Genomic DNA, 18,945 nt, shown 5'->3' with positions numbered 1-18,945 from the left:
AGAAAGTAGTATGAAAATATTCAAAACATATAAAACAGTACTAATTGCAGGAGTTTTACTTCTTGCTTCCTGTGCTCACGAAAATCAGCCAAAAGAAAGTCAGTTTGATTATTCGATTCCTGTAAAAACAGATTTAGATAAATGGATTGGTACTAATTTTTTAACGCCATATAATATAAATGTATATTATCTGTGGAATCAAAATTTAGTAGACAACAATAGATATTTGTACCCACCAGATGTCACTAAAGTTCAGCCGGCGATGGAGGTAGTAAAAAAAATCTGGATTGATAGTTACTCTACTCTTGGAGGAGCTGATTTTGTTAAAAAACTTGCCCCTAGAGAATTTGTACTTGTTGGAGGTACAAATTTAAATACAAATGGGACAAGGACATTGGGACTTGCAGAGGCGGGGCAAAAGATAACGCTCTTTGAGGTAGACAATCTCAATAAAAAAAACAGAGCTGATGTAACAGAATTTATTCATACCATTCAGCACGAATATGTACACATTTTAAATCAAACAAAACCTTTCGATCAGCAGGCGTGGTATAAGTTAACTCCAGGCGGATACACAACATCGTGGTATACAGAAGCCACTGCTACTTCAAGAAACTTAGGATTCATCACAAGTTATGCACGCTTGAATATCATTGAAGATTTTGCCGAAACAGCTTCAACCATTTTAACAAGCTCAAAAGCGGAGTACGATGCCATATTAGCAGGTGCAAGCGCTACCGGTAGAGCGAGTATTAAAGCCAAGGAGGCAATTGTGGTGAATTATTATAAAAGTGCTTTTAACATCGATTTTTATGCTTTAAGAGATGAGGCACAAAAAAACACAGATGCCATAATAAACAATTAAGAATATTAAATTTTACAAAAAATATTATGAAAGCAAAATTTATATATAACTATTTACTGATTCCTTTTATAGCTTTACTATTAGGGTCATGTTCGAGCCCGGAAGTAGAGGCAAAATTTGATGAAAATGCAACGGATCGACTAAGCGGCCGTCAAAAAGAATTAAATGATTTGTTACTTTCTTCTTCTGAAGGATGGAAAGCGGTTTATTATACCGATAGTACACAACTAGGAGGTTGGACCCACTTGTTTAAATTTTTACCACAAGGAAATGTAGACATGGCATCTGACTTTAGTGATACAGGAACCTACAGAAGTCAGTACAATATACAAACAGGAAGTACTGTAAGTTTAGTCTTTACTACAAAAAACAAAATACATCTTTTGTCAGATGCCGCAAATTCTCCCACATCAGCACTTTATGCAAAGGGATATTTAGGAGATTTTCAGTTTTTTTATTATGGACAGCAAAAAAATGGGGATATTATTTTTAAAACCAACAGGAATGGGCATTTTCTGCGTTTTGCAAAAGCAACGGCTCAGGACTGGACTGATTTGCCTAAAAATGTACCAGTCATTAACGGTTTAGCTGGCGACGCAACAAGCCCGCTATTCCGATTATTGCAGATCAATGACGGAACGACAACTAAAGACTATCAATTTGATTATAACGCGCTTGCTCGTTTTGCAACTGGATCTTCTTTAGACCCTGCTGTTAAAGAAAGTTATGATTTTGCTTTTTCATTTAATCCGACGGGTGCTTTTTCAAAACTTCCTTTAGAAGTTAAGGGTCAAAAACTTTCCAATTTTACTTTTGATCCCACAAGCAAAAGTTTCACCGCAACCGGAACGGGAGGAGTTTCTGCAAGTATTAAGTATAGCAACACACCATTGTCCTTAACAGATGATTATAAAATATTACAGGTGGCAAATGCAAATGTAGTATATGGACATGACAGGTCAATATTAACAGCGGCAGCAACAAATTCAGCATTATTCCTTTCACTATTCAAAGATATTGAAGCTTCTATGCCGGCTGGCACAACTTTACTAAGAGTACAGCCTTGGTTTAGCACTCCTAACGGAAGTTATGTTGAATACAGATTTTCAAACGCAGCAGGTGTATTAACAAGAGTATACCATTTCTTTACATTATCAGTAGATGAAACTAAAAAGGTTATCATCTTAACGCCTACGCCTAAATGGACTTCCGGAGCTACTTTTGCCAGTGCACTTCCTATTCCTGCACCTGCAAACTTAAAGGCTATGGACGATCAGCTCATGAATCCGGCAGGGTTATACTTTAAAAGGGAAAACTTTACTGTTGGAGCAACGAATACCGTATTTACTTTTACGTCCGCTTCAAGTCCATTTAGAATGACAACCTGGGCATTTCAGTAAACTTAAAAAAAAAAAAAGAGAAGTTCAAATGAACTTCTCTTTTGATAATAAACTTTACACTAAATTCATATTTTAACAACTTAATTTAGTTATTATTCTTTCAAAATAACACATTTAAAATATGTTAATCATTAAAAAATATTATCATGAAAAAGTTAAAATTACTTGGTAAGTATGTTGGAAGAGTAAAATAATCTTTTACTTATGAAAAAATATATTCCATCATTTAGCATCACACTTATACTTATTTCATGCCAAATTTTGGGTTTGATATATCGTGAGTACAGTACATACTTTTTGTGTCTCGGTTTGCTTTTGATAACTCCAATATTGACTCTAAGTATGATAAAAATACGAAAAGAAGATAAGCTTAATGGTACACAAAATTTTAAGTTATCAATTGCCGCATTGTTAATTGCACTATTTATATTTGGAGTTTGTTATTTTTTACTCCTACAAAATTATGAATTTTAGTTTTATTTTTATTTTATTATTTTGAGTAGAGGCAGCCCGATTTTGGGCTGCTTTTTTAAGTGAGCAATCAGAACAACTAGTTTTACTTGATTTAGAAAGAAAATCAATATATTATTTAAGAATATGTTTATGTCTGAAACTCAACCGACAATAAATGATTGAGATAACCAACTATTAAATAACCAATTTTATGATGTTAAAAACTATTTTAAATTTCGCAGGAGTTGAAGTATTAAGTAAAGAAGAACTAAAAGAAGTAAACGGAAGCGGCGGAGTAAGATGCACTGTGCCTTGGTCACCATTACCTTATAATGGGCCATGTATTATGCTTCCACCTGTAACACCTGCCGAACCAATATGCAGAGTAACAATCGATGGTGTAATTTGTGAGTAATTTTTAAGATGTGTTCCTTACGGAATGATATTCAATAAATACTAACCGTTTCATAATTTGAAACGGTTTTTTTTGTGATGTTTATTAAAGAATCATTCATAATCTTAAATTATGCGGTGACTTAATTTTTTTAAAAAGGGAATTATCATATATTTGACAAGTCATTCACAGCACTGTTTTTTACTCTATTTTTAAAGAGAAAGTAAATCGCTGGTTAGCTGGAAATAATATTAACATTAATTTTGAATATGAAATTACTAGAAGGAAAAGTTGCCATTATTACAGGCGCTAGTCGTGGAATTGGAAGAGGAATTGCTGAAGTTTTTGCTAAACATGGCGCAAACGTTGCTTTTACATACAGCTCATCTGTAGCTTCTGCGGAAGCTTTAGAAGCTGAATTAAACAGTTTAGGAATTAAAGCAAAAGGATACCAGTCAAATGCTGCCGATTTTAATGAAGCACAAACTTTTGTTGATGCAGTTTTAGCTGATTTCGGAACCGTAGATATCTTAATTAACAATGCCGGAATTACAAAAGACAACCTGTTAATGCGTATGTCTGAAGCAGATTTTGATCAGGTTATTGATGTGAATCTGAAATCTGTCTTTAATATGACAAAAGCAATTCAAAAAACCTTTTTGAAACAACGTTCAGGATCTATCATAAATATCAGTTCAGTAGTAGGAGTTTCAGGAAATGCAGGACAAACTAACTATGCCGCTTCAAAAGCAGGTGCAATTGGTTTCACTAAATCTGTAGCACTAGAGTTAGGTTCCCGTAACATTCGTTGCAATGCAATCGCGCCTGGTTTTATTGAAACTGAAATGACTGCAAAATTAAACGAAGATGTAGTAAAAGGATGGAGAGAAGGAATTCCGTTAAAAAGAGGAGGAAGCGCAGAAGATGTTGCTAACGCCTGTCTTTTCTTAGCTTCAGACTTAAGTTCTTATGTTACCGGACAAGTACTTAATGTTTGCGGAGGAATGCTTACCTAATAAGTTAATTGTTGATGGTTTGTTGTTTATTGTTCTGCAGCCATAAACTATAAACAAAAAACTGTAAACCATAAACAAAATAATATATGACTACAAACACGATTCTATTAATATTACTTTCTTTAGTAATTGCAGTTGGTTTGTCGTATTTTCAATATTTTTTTAAAGCCAAAAACAAATCCAATGTGATTTGGTTTTTGGCTTTTTTACGTTTTTTAGCCATTTTTGGATTATTACTTTTATTGATAAACCCAATAATGACCAAAAATTCACTGGAAGTTACCAAAACTCCGTTGGCAATCGCAGTAGACAATTCAAGTTCTATTACCGCTTTAAATTCAGATAAAAAGGTGATAGAATTGCATCAAAAATTGATGTCGAATCCTGCACTTCGCGATAAATTCGAAATTCAGTCCTACCAGTTTGATGCCGATTTTAAACCTTCGGAGAAGTTTGATTTCAAAGGAAAACAAACCAATCTTGATGAAGCAGCCAAAAATCTGAAAAGCATCAATAAAAATTTGATTTTTCCAACTGTCGTAATAACTGACGGAAATCAGACTACAGGAAACGATTATGTTTATCGCTTTGATCCTGTCAATAAAGTTTATCCTTTGGTTGTGGGAGATACAACTACTTTTTTAGATCTTAAGATCAATCAGTTAAACGTAAACAAATACGCTTTTCACAAAAATAAATTCCCTGTAGAAGTTTTTCTTCAATATGCAGGAAGTAAAACCACAAATGCCGATTTTACAATATCACAAGGGGGGAAGGTTGTTGCCAAAGAAAAAGTTTCTTTTTCTCCTTCTAAAAAAACAGCAACCTTAAACTTGCTTTTACCAGCCGATAAGGTAGGTTTACAAATTTTTAAAGCAGCAGTTTCTTCCAATATAAAAGAGAAAAACAGTTACAACAATATCAAAAATTTTGCCGTCGAAATCATTGATCAAAAGTCAACGATTGCAATCGTTTCTGCCATAAATCATCCCGATATTGCAGCCTTAAAACGTTCGATTGAAACGAATGCACAACGTAAAGTGGTCTTAGTTAAGCCAAATGATATTAATCAGTTACAAGAAGCTTCAGTTTTGGTTTTATACCAGCCGACCACCGCATTCAAAGCCATTTTTGACAACAATAAGCTGGCAGGAGTAAACACTTTTATCATTACCGGTAACAATACTGATTTTAATTATCTGAATCAACAACAGAAAAGTTTGGTATTTAAAATGAGCGGTCAGAGAGAAGATTATCTGGCCGAATTTGAATCCCAGTTTAATCTGTTTGCTGTAGACAACATAGATTTTGAAAACTTTCCGCCATTGCAAAATTTATTCGGAACAGTCACAACTAATGGAAATGTATCAGTATTGCTTTCTTCAAAAATAAGAAATGTTTCGACAAACGCCCCATTACTGGCCTTTACAGAGAATCAGGGAAAAAGAACCGCTTTTCTTTTAGGCGAAAACAGCTGGAAATGGCGCTTGCAAAGTCATATTGACAATCAGTCTTTTGAGAAATACGACGTTTTTATAGATAAGGTTATTCAGTATCTGGTCTCAACTACTTCCAAAAAATCCTTGGTCGTTACACACGAAAGCTTCTACAATTCAGGTGAGGCTATTGTGATCAATGCACAGTACTTTAATAAGAACTATGAGTTTGATGAGAAAGCAAGACTTACGATTACCGTGACAAATACAGAAACCAAACAGGTAAAAAATTACGACTTGCTAAAAGGAAACAATTCATTCTCAGTAAATCTTGACGGTCTTTCAACCGGAAAATATAACTTTACAGTAAAAGAACTGAACACCAATACTTCTTATTCAGGACATTTTGAGATTTTAGATTTTGATATCGAGAAGCAGTTTGTAAATCCGGATGTTCAGAAATTAAAGCAATTGGCCTTACAAACGAATGGAAAAGCTTTCTTTGAAAATCAGGCAGATGAATTAATTCAGCAGCTTATAGAGAACAAAGAATACAAATCGATCGAAAAAAATATTTCTACCAAAACACCTTTAATTGATTGGGTTTGGCTGTTGATCTTAATTGCTTTTGTATTGACCGCAGAATGGTTTATCCGTAAATACAATGGATTACTTTAAATAGTAAAAAAGTTTCGTAGCATAAAAAACATTTTTTTGCGTAACTTGAAACTTTAAACATGAAACAAAACTAAGTAATACAATGGATTTCAGGCTAAAAGTATTCTACACCGTTGCACTCCGCCTTAACTTTACTAAAGCGGCAACTGAATTATATATTTCACAGCCAGCGGTTTCCAAACACATTCAAGAACTTGAAGAAGCTTATAAAACCAAACTTTTCGAACGAAACGGTTCTAAAATTGCTTTAACTCCGGCAGGAGAAATTCTGCTGAAACACACCAAAAACATCTTTGAGATCTATCGCGAAATAGACTTCGAAATGAGCAGTTTTATTAACGATCGTCAAGGATTACTGAGGTTGGGAGCAAGTACAACGATTTCTCAGTACATTATTTCACCGGTTTTGGCACGTTTTCATCAAAAGGAGAAAGACATCAAAGTCAATCTACTCAACGGAAATACAGAACAAATTGAGAATGCCTTAATCCATAAAGAAATCGAAATTGGAATTGTCGAAGGACAGTCTAAAAACCAATCGATTAAATACACTCCCTTTTTAAAAGACGAACTGGTACTGGTTTGCAATACCAAAAATCCGCTGATTAAACAAAATGAAATTTCATTAGAAGATCTGAAATCGATGAAATTCATCACCCGTGAGCGTGGATCGGGAACACTTGAAGTTATAGAATACGCCCTGAAACAAGTTGGGATAAAAATAAGTGATCTGCAAATCGAAATGCAATTAGGAAGTACCGAAAGCATCAAATCATATCTTTTAAATTCTGATTGTCTGGCTTTTATGTCCATTCATGCAGTAGGTAAGGAGCTTAAAAACAATGAACTAATGGTACTTGACGTCGCTAATTTGTCTGTAGAACGCTATTTTTACATTATTACTTTAATGGGAAAGCCTAACGCATTAGCAGAGCTGTTTATTCAAAACTTGTCTTCTTACTATAACTTGGAGCTATAGGCTATCGCGTTTTACGATTGGTAATATTGATACAAACGACGGACCTTTGTAGAAGAAATATCAAATTACTTATTTTGAAAACGAAACAACAAACATCGGTACATTTTTTTGAAATTAATCAATACATGCAACAGGCAATTTTTGCTTTCATCATTGTTCTATGCTTATTTTCAATTGTTTCACCTCCAATTGCTTTATTATTAGGGGTAATTCTGGTAAATGTCTTTGGAAATCCATTTGAAAAGTTCAATGCAGTAGCGATTACTTTTTTACTTCAATTTTCAGTTGTAGGGTTAGGCTTCGGAATGAATGCTACTGCAGCGCTCTCTGCCGGAAAAGAAGGATTTTTACTTACTGTATTATCTATTTTCAGCACTTTAATTTTAGGAACTTTCTTAGGGAAATGGTTCAAAACCGAGAAGAAAACCTCTCATTTAATTTCCTGTGGAACCGCTATTTGCGGAGGAAGCGCCATTGCAGCCATCGCACCGGTAATTAAATCTAATGAGAGTCAGACATCGATTGCTTTGGGAGTTATATTTATCCTTAACTCTATTGCATTATTCATCTTTCCATTTATCGGTCATCAACTGGATTTGTCACAAAAAGACTTTGGACTATGGTGTGCTATAGCCATTCACGACACCAGTTCTGTCGTAGGAGCAGCCAATAAATATGGTACAGAAGCTTTACAAATTGCAACTACGGTAAAATTGGCAAGAGCATTATGGATCATACCAATATCTCTGTTAACGGCTATACTTTTTAAAAATAAAAATTCTAAAATAAAAATTCCGTACTTCATTGGTTTATTCATTCTAGCCATGCTTTTCAATACTTATGTGCCACAAACGGCTGTCATAGCACCACACATTGTTTCAATTGCCAAAATCGGTCTTACCATAACTTTATTCCTGATAGGAGCTACTTTAAGTATCAATACTTTAAAATCTGTCGGAATTAAACCATTGATACAAGGAGTTGTTCTTTGGATATTTATTGCAGTTCTGGCACTTGTATCGATATTATACTTTCACTAAAGAAAAATATTTATTTCACGTTTGAGAACTTAACAACAGGTTTATCGACTAATTTATATTGTTTTCCTTTAAACGAATAACGTCTTTCGATCTCGAAATTAAATTTTTTTTTCGTTTTGGCCATTGCAGCTATTTCATCGGGTAAAACAACTTCAAATTCATCATTAACTCGCGCGGCTTTATTGAAAGAACCATTTGTTTTAACGATAATATCCCTAAAGTGTTTTTTGTTAGTATCTTTTACGACAGTATAAGACCCCGACCATTCTATGCTTGCCACATTGGTGAGTTTGTAATTGAAAGACTCTAAAATAGGCTGATATTTGCCGTCAAATCCGGCGATCAGATAGAGAATTCCTTCAAATGGACCGCCCGCACCGCCATTTACATGGGTGAACGTAAAGGCGTACTGATCTTCTCCAATTTCTATCAATTTTGGAGAAGGTGCCTGAGAAAATGAACCAAACGCTGCTACTGCGGGCTGAAAAGACCTCATTTGCCAGATCTTATCATTTTTTGCAAACTTGGCAACACCAACAAGTCCACCGGAAAATCTTCCGGTCTGCAACCCGTCTTCGTCATAAAAAGAATGATTAAAAAGCAGTAATTTAAACTGATTTCCTTTAGAATCCGTATAATCAAGAGTACCCAAAATTCTGGTCGCAACGCCATTTTCGTAAGGAAATAACTGATCACCTTCAACACCATTAACATCAACGTAGGCTGCTGGTTTGCAATTGCTACATTTCCAGCTTATAAAGGTATTATGATCGGAGAGGTCATATCTTTTTCCCGGAAACAATTGCTGCAGGATTTTAACGGCATCAAGAGGATCTGCTACCTGTAATGTTCTTTTGGTGTTGAGAATTGTATCATGAACATTTTTCAATTCGACAATATCTTCTTGTGCAAAACTGGTAGAAGTGAAGAGCAGGAAAAGAATTCCTATAGGAATAAGGCGCATATTTTTTAGATTTAGATAAAAAGAGACGAATTTACAAAGAAACTTTTGATTTGAATTTCAACTACTTCCAATTTTGAAAAAATAAATGAAGCTAAATTTTGCAATCTTTGCAATTATTCACTTTGAAATGTACATAAATAAAATAAATTTGCACCTCTAACAAAAATAAAAAATGAAAAACTTAAAAATGAAACCAAGACTAATCGCATTGTTCGCATTGGCAATTGGTTTTTTGACATTGTCCTGGGGGATGGTTGGTCACGAACGCATTAATAAAGCCGCAGTTATGGCTTTACCACACCCGCTTCAGGTATTCTTCTACAATCATATCGATTTTATTACACAGGAAGCTTCTGTACCGGACATTAGAAAATATGCCTTGAATTATAAAGATGAAAACCCAAGACATTATTTTGACATGGAAAGTTTTGGTAACGCAGCCGATATTCCACAGACTTTAGAAGCAGCAAAACAGAAGTACGACGCCAAATTCTTAAACGAGAACGGAATCCTGCCTTGGTATATGGAAGAGATGATGGCAAAACTAACCAAAGCTTTTAAAGATAAAAACAGAGCTGAAATTTTGTTTTTAGCGGCAGATTTAGGTCATTACGTTGGTGATGCACACATGCCACTGCATACTTCTTCCAATCATGACGGGCAGTTAACTGATCAAAAGGGAATTCATTCACTTTGGGAAAGCAAACTTCCGGAATTATTTGTTAAAAACTACAAATTAAACGTTCCACAAGCACAGTATTATGAAGATGTTCACAAGGCAATCTGGGATATGATTAATGACACTCACAGTTTAGTTCAGCCTTTATTGGATGTAGATAAAAAATTAAGAACAGCAACTCCGGAAAATGAGACTTTTAAAATGGGTGCTGATGGGAAAGTAGAAAAGAGCAAATACAATACACCTGTTTTCTCTGACGAATATGCTAAAAAACTGCACAAAGAGTTAAACGGAATGGTAGAGAATCAAATGAAAAAAGCCATTGTAGCAACATCAAGTTTTTGGTATACAGCATGGGTAAATGCAGGAAAACCTGATTTGAGTGATTTAGATGCATTTGAGCTGACACAAAGAAACAATCAAGCTTTAAAAGATGATGCCAGACTGTTTCAACAAGGAAACTTATTTGGAATGAAAAATCAAAATGATTAAATAGTTTACTGTCTCAGTATTCAGTCGCAGTCACAGTCTCTGAAACAGATTATAGCTAATTATTATAATGAGAACAGCCTCAAATTCTAATGAATCTGAGGCTGTTTTATTTTTGACTTCATCTGTGACCAACACCACAATAGTAAGCAGCATTCAAACTGAGACTAAATACTGAGACTGAAAACTGAAAACTAATACTGATATTTCTTCTCTTTCAGCATATAGGAAGCCGTTTGATAAAAAGAAATAGTTTCTTTTACCAAATCAGCTCTATCCACTTTCTTTGGAGTTTCGTTGTAATCAATTTGAAATTCCGGAGCAATACCCGCTTTCGGATTGATTTTTAATTCAAACTGTTTTACCTGCTGTTTAGGCGACAAAATCGTCAGAACATTGTCTTTTATTAGCCCCATGTCCTGATAGGTAGCTATAAAAGCTCTTGGTTTATAATCCGGTTTTAAAACATCCTGACCAAAAAACTTACTTTCATAAGTAAAGCTTAATAATCCAAAAAGCGTTGGCATCACATCAATTTGCGACATTAACTGATTGTATTTTTGTGGTTTTCCATTCGGATCATAAATAAACCCCGGAATTCTATACTTATCTAAAGGAAGTTCCGTTTTTCCTGCACTTGAGGCACAATGATCCGCTACCACAACAAAAATGGTATTCTTAAACCAGGATTGCCTGCTTGCCATTGCAAAGAATCTCTTCAGTGAATAATCTGTATACTTAACACCGCCTTCACGAGATTTCGCATCACCTGGAATATCAATTTTATTATTTGGATACGTAAAAGGTCTGTGATTGCTCACCGTCATAATATGATTAAAGAAAGGCTTGTTTTCCTTTTCCTCAGCATTCATAACCTTTATCGCTTTATTGTACATATCTTCATCACAAACACCCCAAACATTGGAAAAGGTAATTTCTTCGGGTGTGAAACTTGACTTGTCTACAATTTCATAACCATTACCGGAAAAGAAATCCTGCATATTATCGAAGAAAGCATCTCCGCCATACAAATACTTTACATTATATCCTTTTTTCTTAAAAATAGCTCCTGTAGAAAATTTATTTTTATTGTCTTCTCTTTTTACAACACTTTCACCCGCGGTTGGAGGCAAGCATAAAGTAACCGCTTCCAGTCCGCGAACGGTTCGGTTTCCTGTCGCATACAAATTGGTAAAAAGAAGACTTTTTTGACCCAGACTGTCTAAGAAAGGAGTAATGTTTTCTTCATTTCCATACATCTTCATAAAATCAGCACTATAACTTTCAATAGTAATCAGAACAACATTTTTATGATTTTCAAGTGAATCTCCGGTAATAATTCTTTTAGTACTGTTTCCGTTAATAGTAGGAAACTGTTTTTTTAGAAGTGCAAAAGCCTCATCGTCAGGTAGAGTCTTGTAGAATTTGAAATAATCCAGTTTACTGTTCTCAAAGGCCAGATAAAATTTATAAAGACCATTAGCCTGTAACTCGTTAACAAAAACATTCTTTGAGTTTTCCGTTTTCGCCAGCGTTGGGATAGCAATTAATGAAACAGCAAATAAACCAAGATAAATAGCCGTAATTTTTGCTTTTTCACTTATAGCTGGAATATTGTCAATATAGTTTCGGGACTTTTTAAGAATGAAATAAGTAACGATTCCGGTAACTAAAAATAAAGCAGAAAATATTGGAATGACAGGGTAAGATTCCATGATATTACCAATAACCTCATTAGTATAAATCAAGTAATTTACTGCAATAAAATTATACTTCACACCAAACTCATTCCAAAAGAAGTACTCGCTTAAACCATTTTGCAGAATCAGTAAAACATAGAGAAAAATTACAAATGCAAATAACCAATATCTGATTTTATCCCTTAGCTTAGGAAGAAACAATAAAAGCGCAAAGAGAGCCATCTTAATTCCGATGAAAATCATAACGATCATTGGTAAAGCCCCTCCATATTCGTCAAAAACACTTTTTCCAGAGGCTGCGTATATAAAAAGGACCACAAAAAATCCAAGAATGATGTAACCGGAAGGTTTGTTGTACTTAGAGTTGGATATAAAAATCAGATAAAGCCATAAGAAAACACTTGCCAGTACAAAAACAAAAAAATCAGAAATAAGCCCCAGGACAAAAATTTTAAAGCTCTGAATAATGGTAAATGAACTTTGTGTTATGGGATGAAAAAACAAAACAATTCTTAACAGAAAACTAACGATAAAATAAAATATCGCCAGATTGTAGATCGGGGAAAACTTTTTTAAAAGGTACATTAATTGCTTTTTTAGTTCAGATAATTATTAATTTAAAGGTGTTATTCGTTTGCTTAGGATTGTAAAATTAGTAAAAATAACATACTTTTTTTACGGATAAACAACGACTACTCTCTTTTATGGTTAAATATGAGAATATTACCTGTTTTGACTTCTTTTTCAAGCAAAAATAATCCCATTAAATTAATTCAGAATAAAGTTATGCTTTTGCCTTTCTTAGTGTTAACTTAAGGTTTCCTTAAGCAGGATAATTTTCAGCTATTCTAATGGTTTTAAGTCCTTTCTGACCTCAAAAGTCTTATCTTTGAAAGTAAAAAATAACAGTTTAACTAAAATTACACCATTAAAATGCACATTCTAATCGTTGAAGATGAGTTAGGTATTGTTCAGTTTCTGCAACAGGGTCTGCAGGAAGAAGGATACCAGATTACGACAGCCAATGATGGCTCTAAAGCTTTTGAACTGATCCACAGCCAACATTTTGATTTAATTTTGTTAGACTGGATGCTTCCTAAAATTAATGGTTTGGATTTGTGCAGAGCCATTAGAGTTAAAGATCAGAAAACTCCAATTATCTTTCTGACAGCAAAAGATACCGTGCAGGAAACGATAGAAGGTCTGAAAGCAGGCGCAAATGATTATATTAAGAAGCCTTTTAGCTTTGAGGAATTGGTTGAACGCATTAAAATTCACTTCAGAAATCAAAAAACATCAGAGGATCTGACTTTAGGGACTATCAAAATTGATCTGTTAAAACATATTGTTCTAAAAAACAATGAAGAAGTTGCGCTGACCCAGAGAGAATTTGAACTCTTAAAATATCTGATTCAGAACAAGGGGAAAGTCTGCACACGAAATCAGATACTAAAAGATGTTTGGGAAATTAACTTCGAATACGACACTGGTGTAATCGATGTTTTTATGAATGCCATCAGAAAAAAACTCAATTTAAAAATTGAAGAAGATTATATTAAAACAATACGTGGTATCGGTTATATCGCTAACGATCTATAAATGACACAACTTTCTTTTAAAAACAGAATTGCTTTAAATTATATCATTACAACGGGATTATTAATTTTAGCCGTTTTCTCCGTCATTTATTCTATTGTAAAACATACCGTTTATAGTCATATTGATGAGAAAATTAAAGTTGAAATCCAAAATCACCTCCAGGAAATTAAAGAGGTTAAGGGAAAAGTAATTTTAATCGATGAAGAAGAATGGAACGAAAGAGAACACAACACGGTAGATGTAAACCCCGTTTTTGTAGAGTTCCTTGATCTGAATAAAAAAATCATTGAAAAAGCACCGAATCTAAAAACCCAAACCCTTAAGTTCAATGATTCTGTTGAAGATTTTGAACTCTTTGACACCAAAATGGGAGATCATGCGATCCGACAAATTCAGGTTCCGCTTCATCTTAAGGAGAAGAAAATCGGATATGTAATTGTTGCCATGTCTCTGGCGGATTCAAAAATGGTATTGAACAACCTTTTCGAAATAATGTCTCTTTCTTTTTTAGGCATTTTGGTCCTGTTATTTTTTATAGCCCGATTCTTTGCGGGACGAAGCATAAAACCCATCAATGAAATCATTAATACCTCAAAAATCATCACCAAAGACAATCTAAAGACACGCATTGCATTGCCGAGAACTAAAGATGAATTGTATACACTTTCAAAAACGATAAACAACCTTTTAAACCGAATTGAAGATGCAATTGAACGCGAAAAAGAGTTTACGTCTGATGCTTCTCATGAACTAAGAACACCTCTTACTGTTATTAAAGGAACACTTGAAGTTTTAATTCGTAAACCACGTGATAACAAAGAGTATGAAGATAAAATAAACTATTGCATAAAAGAAGTTGATCATCTGAATATGCTTGTAGATCAGCTGCTGTTAATGGCTCGTTTTGAAAATCAGAAGCAAAATATCAATACAGAATCTGTTTATCTCAATGCTGTAATTTTAGACGTTTTCAGATTAAACTCCGAGAAAATTAACAATCAGCAGATTAAAATTAAATTTGATGCTCCTCAGGATTTCTATATTGAGTCGGATAATTTTTTAGTCATTACCATTCTTAGAAATTTAATTTCCAATGCTATTAAATATTCACATAGTGGAGGAGAAGTAACCGTTTTACTCACTGAAGAGAATGAAAAGACAATCTGCAGAATTTCGGATAACGGTATTGGTATCGCCAAGCAGGATTTGGATGCTATTTTTAGTCCGTTTTTTAGGTCTAATTCAACAGAACATCCGGAGATTAAAGGAACTGGATTAGGGCTTTCGATCGTAAAAAGGGTAACAGAATTACTTCATATCAAGTTTAAAATGGAAAGCGAAATAGGAGTAGGGACAACTGTTATTTTATACTTTAATCAAAATAAGAAAGCATTATTATAGATTCTGAAAGGCCTGTAAAACTAAGCCCTGAAGGATTTTTTAACAATAAAACATCATTAAGTTAAAATAAAAAAGACTTTTTTATGAAAATAACTATTATATTTGCAACCGAATCAAAGAATTAAAAAAATAAAACAAGACATGATTTCTAATCAATTACATCATCATCATTTTCATTATTGCTCTCAGGCGATGTGTTAATGGTATGCGTGTAAATCATCATATTTTAAAACCCGTTTGAGTACATCAAACGGGTTTTTTTATACCACTTCTTTGTACTCAGACTATTTAATTCTAAAAAACTAAAAAAAATGAGTACATTAAAAATTGCAATTCAAAAATCAGGTCGATTAAACGAAGACAGCATTCAAATTCTTAAAGATTGCGGTATTTCGATCAACAACGGAAACGATCAGCTCAAAGCCGAAGCTTCCAACTTTCCTCTGGAAGTTTTATACCTTCGAAACTCAGACATTCCACAATATTTAATTGATGGAGTGGTAGATCTAGCCATCGTTGGTGATAATTTACTGGTTGAGAAAGGCCGACAAATAGAAGTCATTCAAAAACTGGGCTTCTCTAAGTGTAAAGTTTCTGTTGCCGTTCCTAAAACCTTTGAATACAATTCGATACAGGATTTATCAGGTTTACGTATCGCAACTTCATATCCTAATACCGTTAACGAGTATTTTAATTCTTTTGGACTAACAGTCGATATTCACCAAATTTCGGGTTCTGTGGAAATCGCTCCTAATATTGGACTTGCAGATGCTATTGTAGATATTGTTTCCAGCGGAAGTACCTTATTCAAAAACAATTTAAAAGAGGTTGAAGTGATTCTTAAAAGTGAAGCTGTTCTCGCCGTTTCTCCAAAGGTATCTCCTGAAATTCAAAAACACATTGATACTTTAAAATTCAGAATCCAGTCCGTTTTAAGAGCGAGAAACTCCAAATACATCTTAATGAACGTCCCTAACAATAAAATCGAAGCAATTGGAAAAATTCTTCCGGTGCTAAGAAGTCTTACGGTTTTGCCGCTTGCACAGGAAGGATGGAGCAGTGTTCACTCGGTAATTGACAAAGACACCTTTTGGGATGTAATTGACAAATTAAAAGACGAAGGCGCAGAAGGAATTCTGGTTTGTCCAATTGAGAAAATGGTACTTTAATGTGCTACGCACGCTTTAAGCCTTAAGCTGTAAGCTGCAAGCCTAAAAAAACAAAATATTCCATAGTTAAACCGCATACAGACTAAGGCTTAAAGCTTACAGCTTATAGCATAAAAATAAAAAAAATGAATAAAATAAACAATCCGAAACCAGATACCTGGTCAGAAATACTAAAAAGACCAACGAAAACAATCGATGATATCGAAGTCACCGTAAAGGAAATCTTTAAAGAAGTACAGAAAAAAGGTGATGAAGCTGTTGCTAAATACACTTCAATTTTTGATGGAATCGCTTTGGAAAACTATGAAGTATCTACTGAAGAAATTCAGGAAGCCATTAATAGTATTTCAGAGGAACTAAAAGCAGCAATTCAGTTAGCAAAAGAAAATATATATAAATTTCACAGCGCTCAGAAATCAGATAAGATCTCAATTGAAACGACTGAAGGAGTAAACTGCTGGCAGGAAAAAAGACCCATTCAGAAAATTGGTTTGTACATTCCGGGAGGAACAGCACCCTTATTCTCAACCGTTTTAATGTTGGCTATTCCTGCCGGAATTGCAGGCTGTAAAGAAATAGTGTTATGTTCTCCGCCTGACAAATCTGGAAAAATAAACCCTGCAATTCTATATGCTGCTAATTTATGTGGTGTCACCAAAATCTTAAAAGTAGGCGGAATTCAGGCGATTGCAGGAATGACGTTTGGAACAAAATCAATCCCTAAAGTATATAAAATTTTCGGACCGGGAAATCAGTTTGTAACTGTGGCAAAACAACTGGCCACTCAATTTGGAGTAGCCATCGATATGCCGGCAGGACCCTCAGAATTATTGGTCGTTGCTGATGATACTGCTGTACCGGCATTTGTTGCCTCCGATCTACTTTCTCAGGCAGAGCACGGAACAGACAGTCAGGTGATTCTGGTTTCTACTTCCAAGAGATTGATTGAAGCCGTTGAAAAGGAGATTCAATTTCAAATCGAAGAACTTCCCCGTAAAGCAATTGCTAAGAAAGCCATTGAAAATTCAAAGCTAATTTATGTAGAAAACGATCAGATCGCTTTAGATCTAATTAACGAATATGGACCGGAACACTTTATAATTTGTTCGCAATACGATGATTTCTACTGTAACGGAATTATCAACGCGGGTTCTGTATTTATAGGTAATTACACCCCTGAAAGCGCAGGAGACTATGCGTCAGGAACCAATCATACTTTGCCAACAAACGGTTATGCTAAAAACTACAGTGGCGTAAATCTGGACAGTTTTGTAAAATCAATGACCTTTCAGAAAATATCGAAAGAAGGAATTCAGAAAATTGGCAGCGCTATTGAAATTATGGCTGAAGCTGAAGGATTACAGGCTCACAAGAATGCCGTTACATTGCGATTAAAGAGTTTGAAGGAAAGAGTGTAGAAAATAGAAGAAAGAGAATAGAGTCAAGAATATAGAATAAGCATAATAGTAAAAGTACAATAGTCACAAATGAGACAAGAAGTCTATTCTCTTTATTCTTTATTCTATACTCTAGAAAAAAACAAAAAAAATGAAATTCGATATAAACACCATAACAAGAGAGAATGTAAAATCTCTAAAGCCATATTCATCAGCACGTGACGAGTTTGAAGATTTTGACATTGCCGAGATGATTTTTCTGGATGCGAATGAAAATCCATTTCAGAATGGAGTAAATCGTTATCCCGACCCACAGCAGCTTTCGGTTAAAGCCATTTTAGCAAAGAACAATAAGGTAAAACCAAGTCAGATATTATTAGGAAACGGAAGTGACGAAGTTCTCGATTTACTTTTCAGAGCGTTCTGTGAACCTAAAACAGATAATATTATTTCGCTTCCGCCAACTTATGGAATGTACAGCGTTCTGGCAGATATTAATGCAGTCGAAAACAGAGAAGTTTTACTTTCATCCGATTTTCAGCCACAAGTGGATCAAATTTTAGATGCTGTTGACGATTCGACTAAAATTATCTTTTTATGCTCTCCAAACAATCCTACCGGAAATTCATTCTCAGACGAGAGCGTTGTAAAATTGCTTCAAAACTTTAAAGGTCTGGTAGTCATTGACGAAGCTTATATTGACTTTTCAAAGAAGGAAAGCTGGCTGACGGAACTTGATGAATATCCAAATTTAATCATCACGCAAACGCTTTCAAAAGCCTACGGACTAGCCGGAATCCGATTAGGAATTTGCTATGCTTCCGAAGCTGTGATTTCGGTTCTGAATAAAATAAAACCTCCTTATAATGTAAATGAATTAACCCAGCAAAGAGCCATAAATCGTTTAAATGACCCCGAAAAAATAGAGAACGAAATAGCTTCAATAATTGAACAAAGAGAAGAATTAATTATAGTTTTACTTGAGGTCAGTTTTGTAGAAAAAGTATACCCAACGGAAGCCAATTTTGTTTTGGTAAAAGTTGATAATGCCAATAAAAGATACGATCAGTTAATTGAAAAAGGAATCGTAATCCGAAACAGAACCAGTCAGCCTTTATGCGAAAATTGCCTTCGTTTGACGATTGGGATTCCGGAAGAAAATGCTGTTCTAATTAAAGAATTAAAACTATTGAAGTAAAAGTTTAACCACAAAACTTTTCGCCACGAACCTGAACGAATTAAATTAGTGAAATTTGTGTAATTCGTGGCTAACAAAAAATCATCAT

At 34.4% G+C, this 18,945-nt stretch carries 15 protein-coding genes; 13 read left to right on the top strand and 2 right to left on the bottom strand.

Features of this window, described 5'->3' with window-relative positions; all coding sequences use genetic code 11:
- Nucleotides 1-10 precede the first annotated feature (10 nt).
- The 7 genes from ACAM30_RS18485 (at nucleotide 11) to ACAM30_RS18455 (ending at nucleotide 8,261) form a co-directional block, all read left to right on the top strand.
- Nucleotides 11-865 (top strand): putative zinc-binding metallopeptidase, encoded by an 855-nt coding sequence (locus tag ACAM30_RS18485; RefSeq protein WP_369616041.1) that lies wholly within the window; start codon nucleotides 11-13, stop codon nucleotides 863-865.
- Nucleotides 866-891: 26 nt separating this feature from the next.
- The gene (locus ACAM30_RS18480) at nucleotides 892-2,265 is read left to right on the top strand and encodes a DUF4302 domain-containing protein (RefSeq protein ID WP_369616040.1); all 1,374 of its coding nucleotides are present in this window, start codon (nucleotides 892-894) and stop codon (nucleotides 2,263-2,265) included.
- Nucleotides 2,266-2,929: 664 nt separating this feature from the next.
- The gene (locus tag ACAM30_RS18475; protein WP_369616039.1) at nucleotides 2,930-3,133 is read left to right on the top strand and encodes a hypothetical protein; all 204 of its coding nucleotides are present in this window, start codon (nucleotides 2,930-2,932) and stop codon (nucleotides 3,131-3,133) included.
- Nucleotides 3,134-3,381: 248 nt separating this feature from the next.
- The gene (fabG, locus tag ACAM30_RS18470) at nucleotides 3,382-4,128 is read left to right on the top strand and encodes a 3-oxoacyl-[acyl-carrier-protein] reductase (protein WP_369616038.1); all 747 of its coding nucleotides are present in this window, start codon (nucleotides 3,382-3,384) and stop codon (nucleotides 4,126-4,128) included.
- An 86-nt stretch (nucleotides 4,129-4,214) separates the two neighbouring features.
- Nucleotides 4,215-6,242: a hypothetical protein gene (locus ACAM30_RS18465; protein ID WP_369616037.1), complete on the top strand. Its 2,028-nt coding sequence runs from the start codon at nucleotides 4,215-4,217 to the stop codon at nucleotides 6,240-6,242.
- Between the two features lie 82 nt (nucleotides 6,243-6,324).
- The gene (locus ACAM30_RS18460; RefSeq protein ID WP_369616036.1) at nucleotides 6,325-7,221 is read left to right on the top strand and encodes a LysR family transcriptional regulator; all 897 of its coding nucleotides are present in this window, start codon (nucleotides 6,325-6,327) and stop codon (nucleotides 7,219-7,221) included.
- Between the two features lie 74 nt (nucleotides 7,222-7,295).
- Nucleotides 7,296-8,261, top strand: coding sequence for a YeiH family protein (locus ACAM30_RS18455; protein WP_369616035.1), 966 nt, complete (start codon nucleotides 7,296-7,298; stop codon nucleotides 8,259-8,261).
- Between the two features lie 10 nt (nucleotides 8,262-8,271).
- On the opposite strand, the gene ACAM30_RS18450 is transcribed toward ACAM30_RS18455, so the two are convergent.
- Nucleotides 8,272-9,225, bottom strand: a complete 954-nt coding sequence (locus ACAM30_RS18450) for a hypothetical protein (protein WP_369616034.1) — start codon at nucleotides 9,223-9,225, stop codon at nucleotides 8,272-8,274.
- A 172-nt stretch (nucleotides 9,226-9,397) separates the two neighbouring features.
- Between ACAM30_RS18450 and ACAM30_RS18445 the strand changes: the two genes are divergently transcribed.
- Nucleotides 9,398-10,396 carry a zinc dependent phospholipase C family protein gene (locus ACAM30_RS18445; RefSeq protein WP_369616033.1) on the top strand — a complete coding sequence of 333 codons (999 nt, stop codon included), beginning with the start codon at nucleotides 9,398-9,400 and terminating at the stop codon, nucleotides 10,394-10,396.
- A 191-nt stretch (nucleotides 10,397-10,587) separates the two neighbouring features.
- On the opposite strand, the gene ACAM30_RS18440 is transcribed toward ACAM30_RS18445, so the two are convergent.
- Nucleotides 10,588-12,678 carry an LTA synthase family protein gene (locus ACAM30_RS18440; RefSeq protein WP_369616032.1) on the bottom strand — a complete coding sequence of 697 codons (2,091 nt, stop codon included), beginning with the start codon at nucleotides 12,676-12,678 and terminating at the stop codon, nucleotides 10,588-10,590.
- A 348-nt stretch (nucleotides 12,679-13,026) separates the two neighbouring features.
- Here ACAM30_RS18440 and ACAM30_RS18435 point away from each other — a divergent pair, with 348 nt between their 5' ends.
- The 5 genes from ACAM30_RS18435 (at nucleotide 13,027) to hisC (ending at nucleotide 18,857) form a co-directional block, all read left to right on the top strand.
- Entirely contained in the window at nucleotides 13,027-13,692 is a 666-nt protein-coding gene (locus ACAM30_RS18435; RefSeq protein ID WP_369616031.1) for a response regulator transcription factor, read from the top strand.
- A complete protein-coding gene (locus ACAM30_RS18430) occupies nucleotides 13,693-15,093 on the top strand; it encodes a sensor histidine kinase (RefSeq protein WP_369616030.1) in 1,401 nt (466 codons plus the stop codon).
- Between the two features lie 311 nt (nucleotides 15,094-15,404).
- On the top strand, nucleotides 15,405-16,262 hold the full coding sequence (gene hisG, locus ACAM30_RS18425) for an ATP phosphoribosyltransferase (protein ID WP_369616029.1): 858 nt from the start codon (nucleotides 15,405-15,407) through the stop codon (nucleotides 16,260-16,262).
- Between the two features lie 125 nt (nucleotides 16,263-16,387).
- Nucleotides 16,388-17,680: a histidinol dehydrogenase gene (gene hisD / locus ACAM30_RS18420; RefSeq protein ID WP_369616028.1), complete on the top strand. Its 1,293-nt coding sequence runs from the start codon at nucleotides 16,388-16,390 to the stop codon at nucleotides 17,678-17,680.
- 130 nt (nucleotides 17,681-17,810) lie between these two features.
- Nucleotides 17,811-18,857: a histidinol-phosphate transaminase gene (gene hisC, locus ACAM30_RS18415; RefSeq protein WP_369616027.1), complete on the top strand. Its 1,047-nt coding sequence runs from the start codon at nucleotides 17,811-17,813 to the stop codon at nucleotides 18,855-18,857.
- The last annotated feature ends 88 nt before the right edge of the window (nucleotides 18,858-18,945 follow it).

This window comes from Flavobacterium sp. CFS9, assembly GCF_041154745.1.
Classification (GTDB): Bacteria; Bacteroidota; Bacteroidia; order Flavobacteriales; family Flavobacteriaceae; genus Flavobacterium.
The sequence above is the reverse complement of the archived record's forward strand: the minus strand, read 5'-3'. Positions and strand labels throughout refer to the sequence as shown.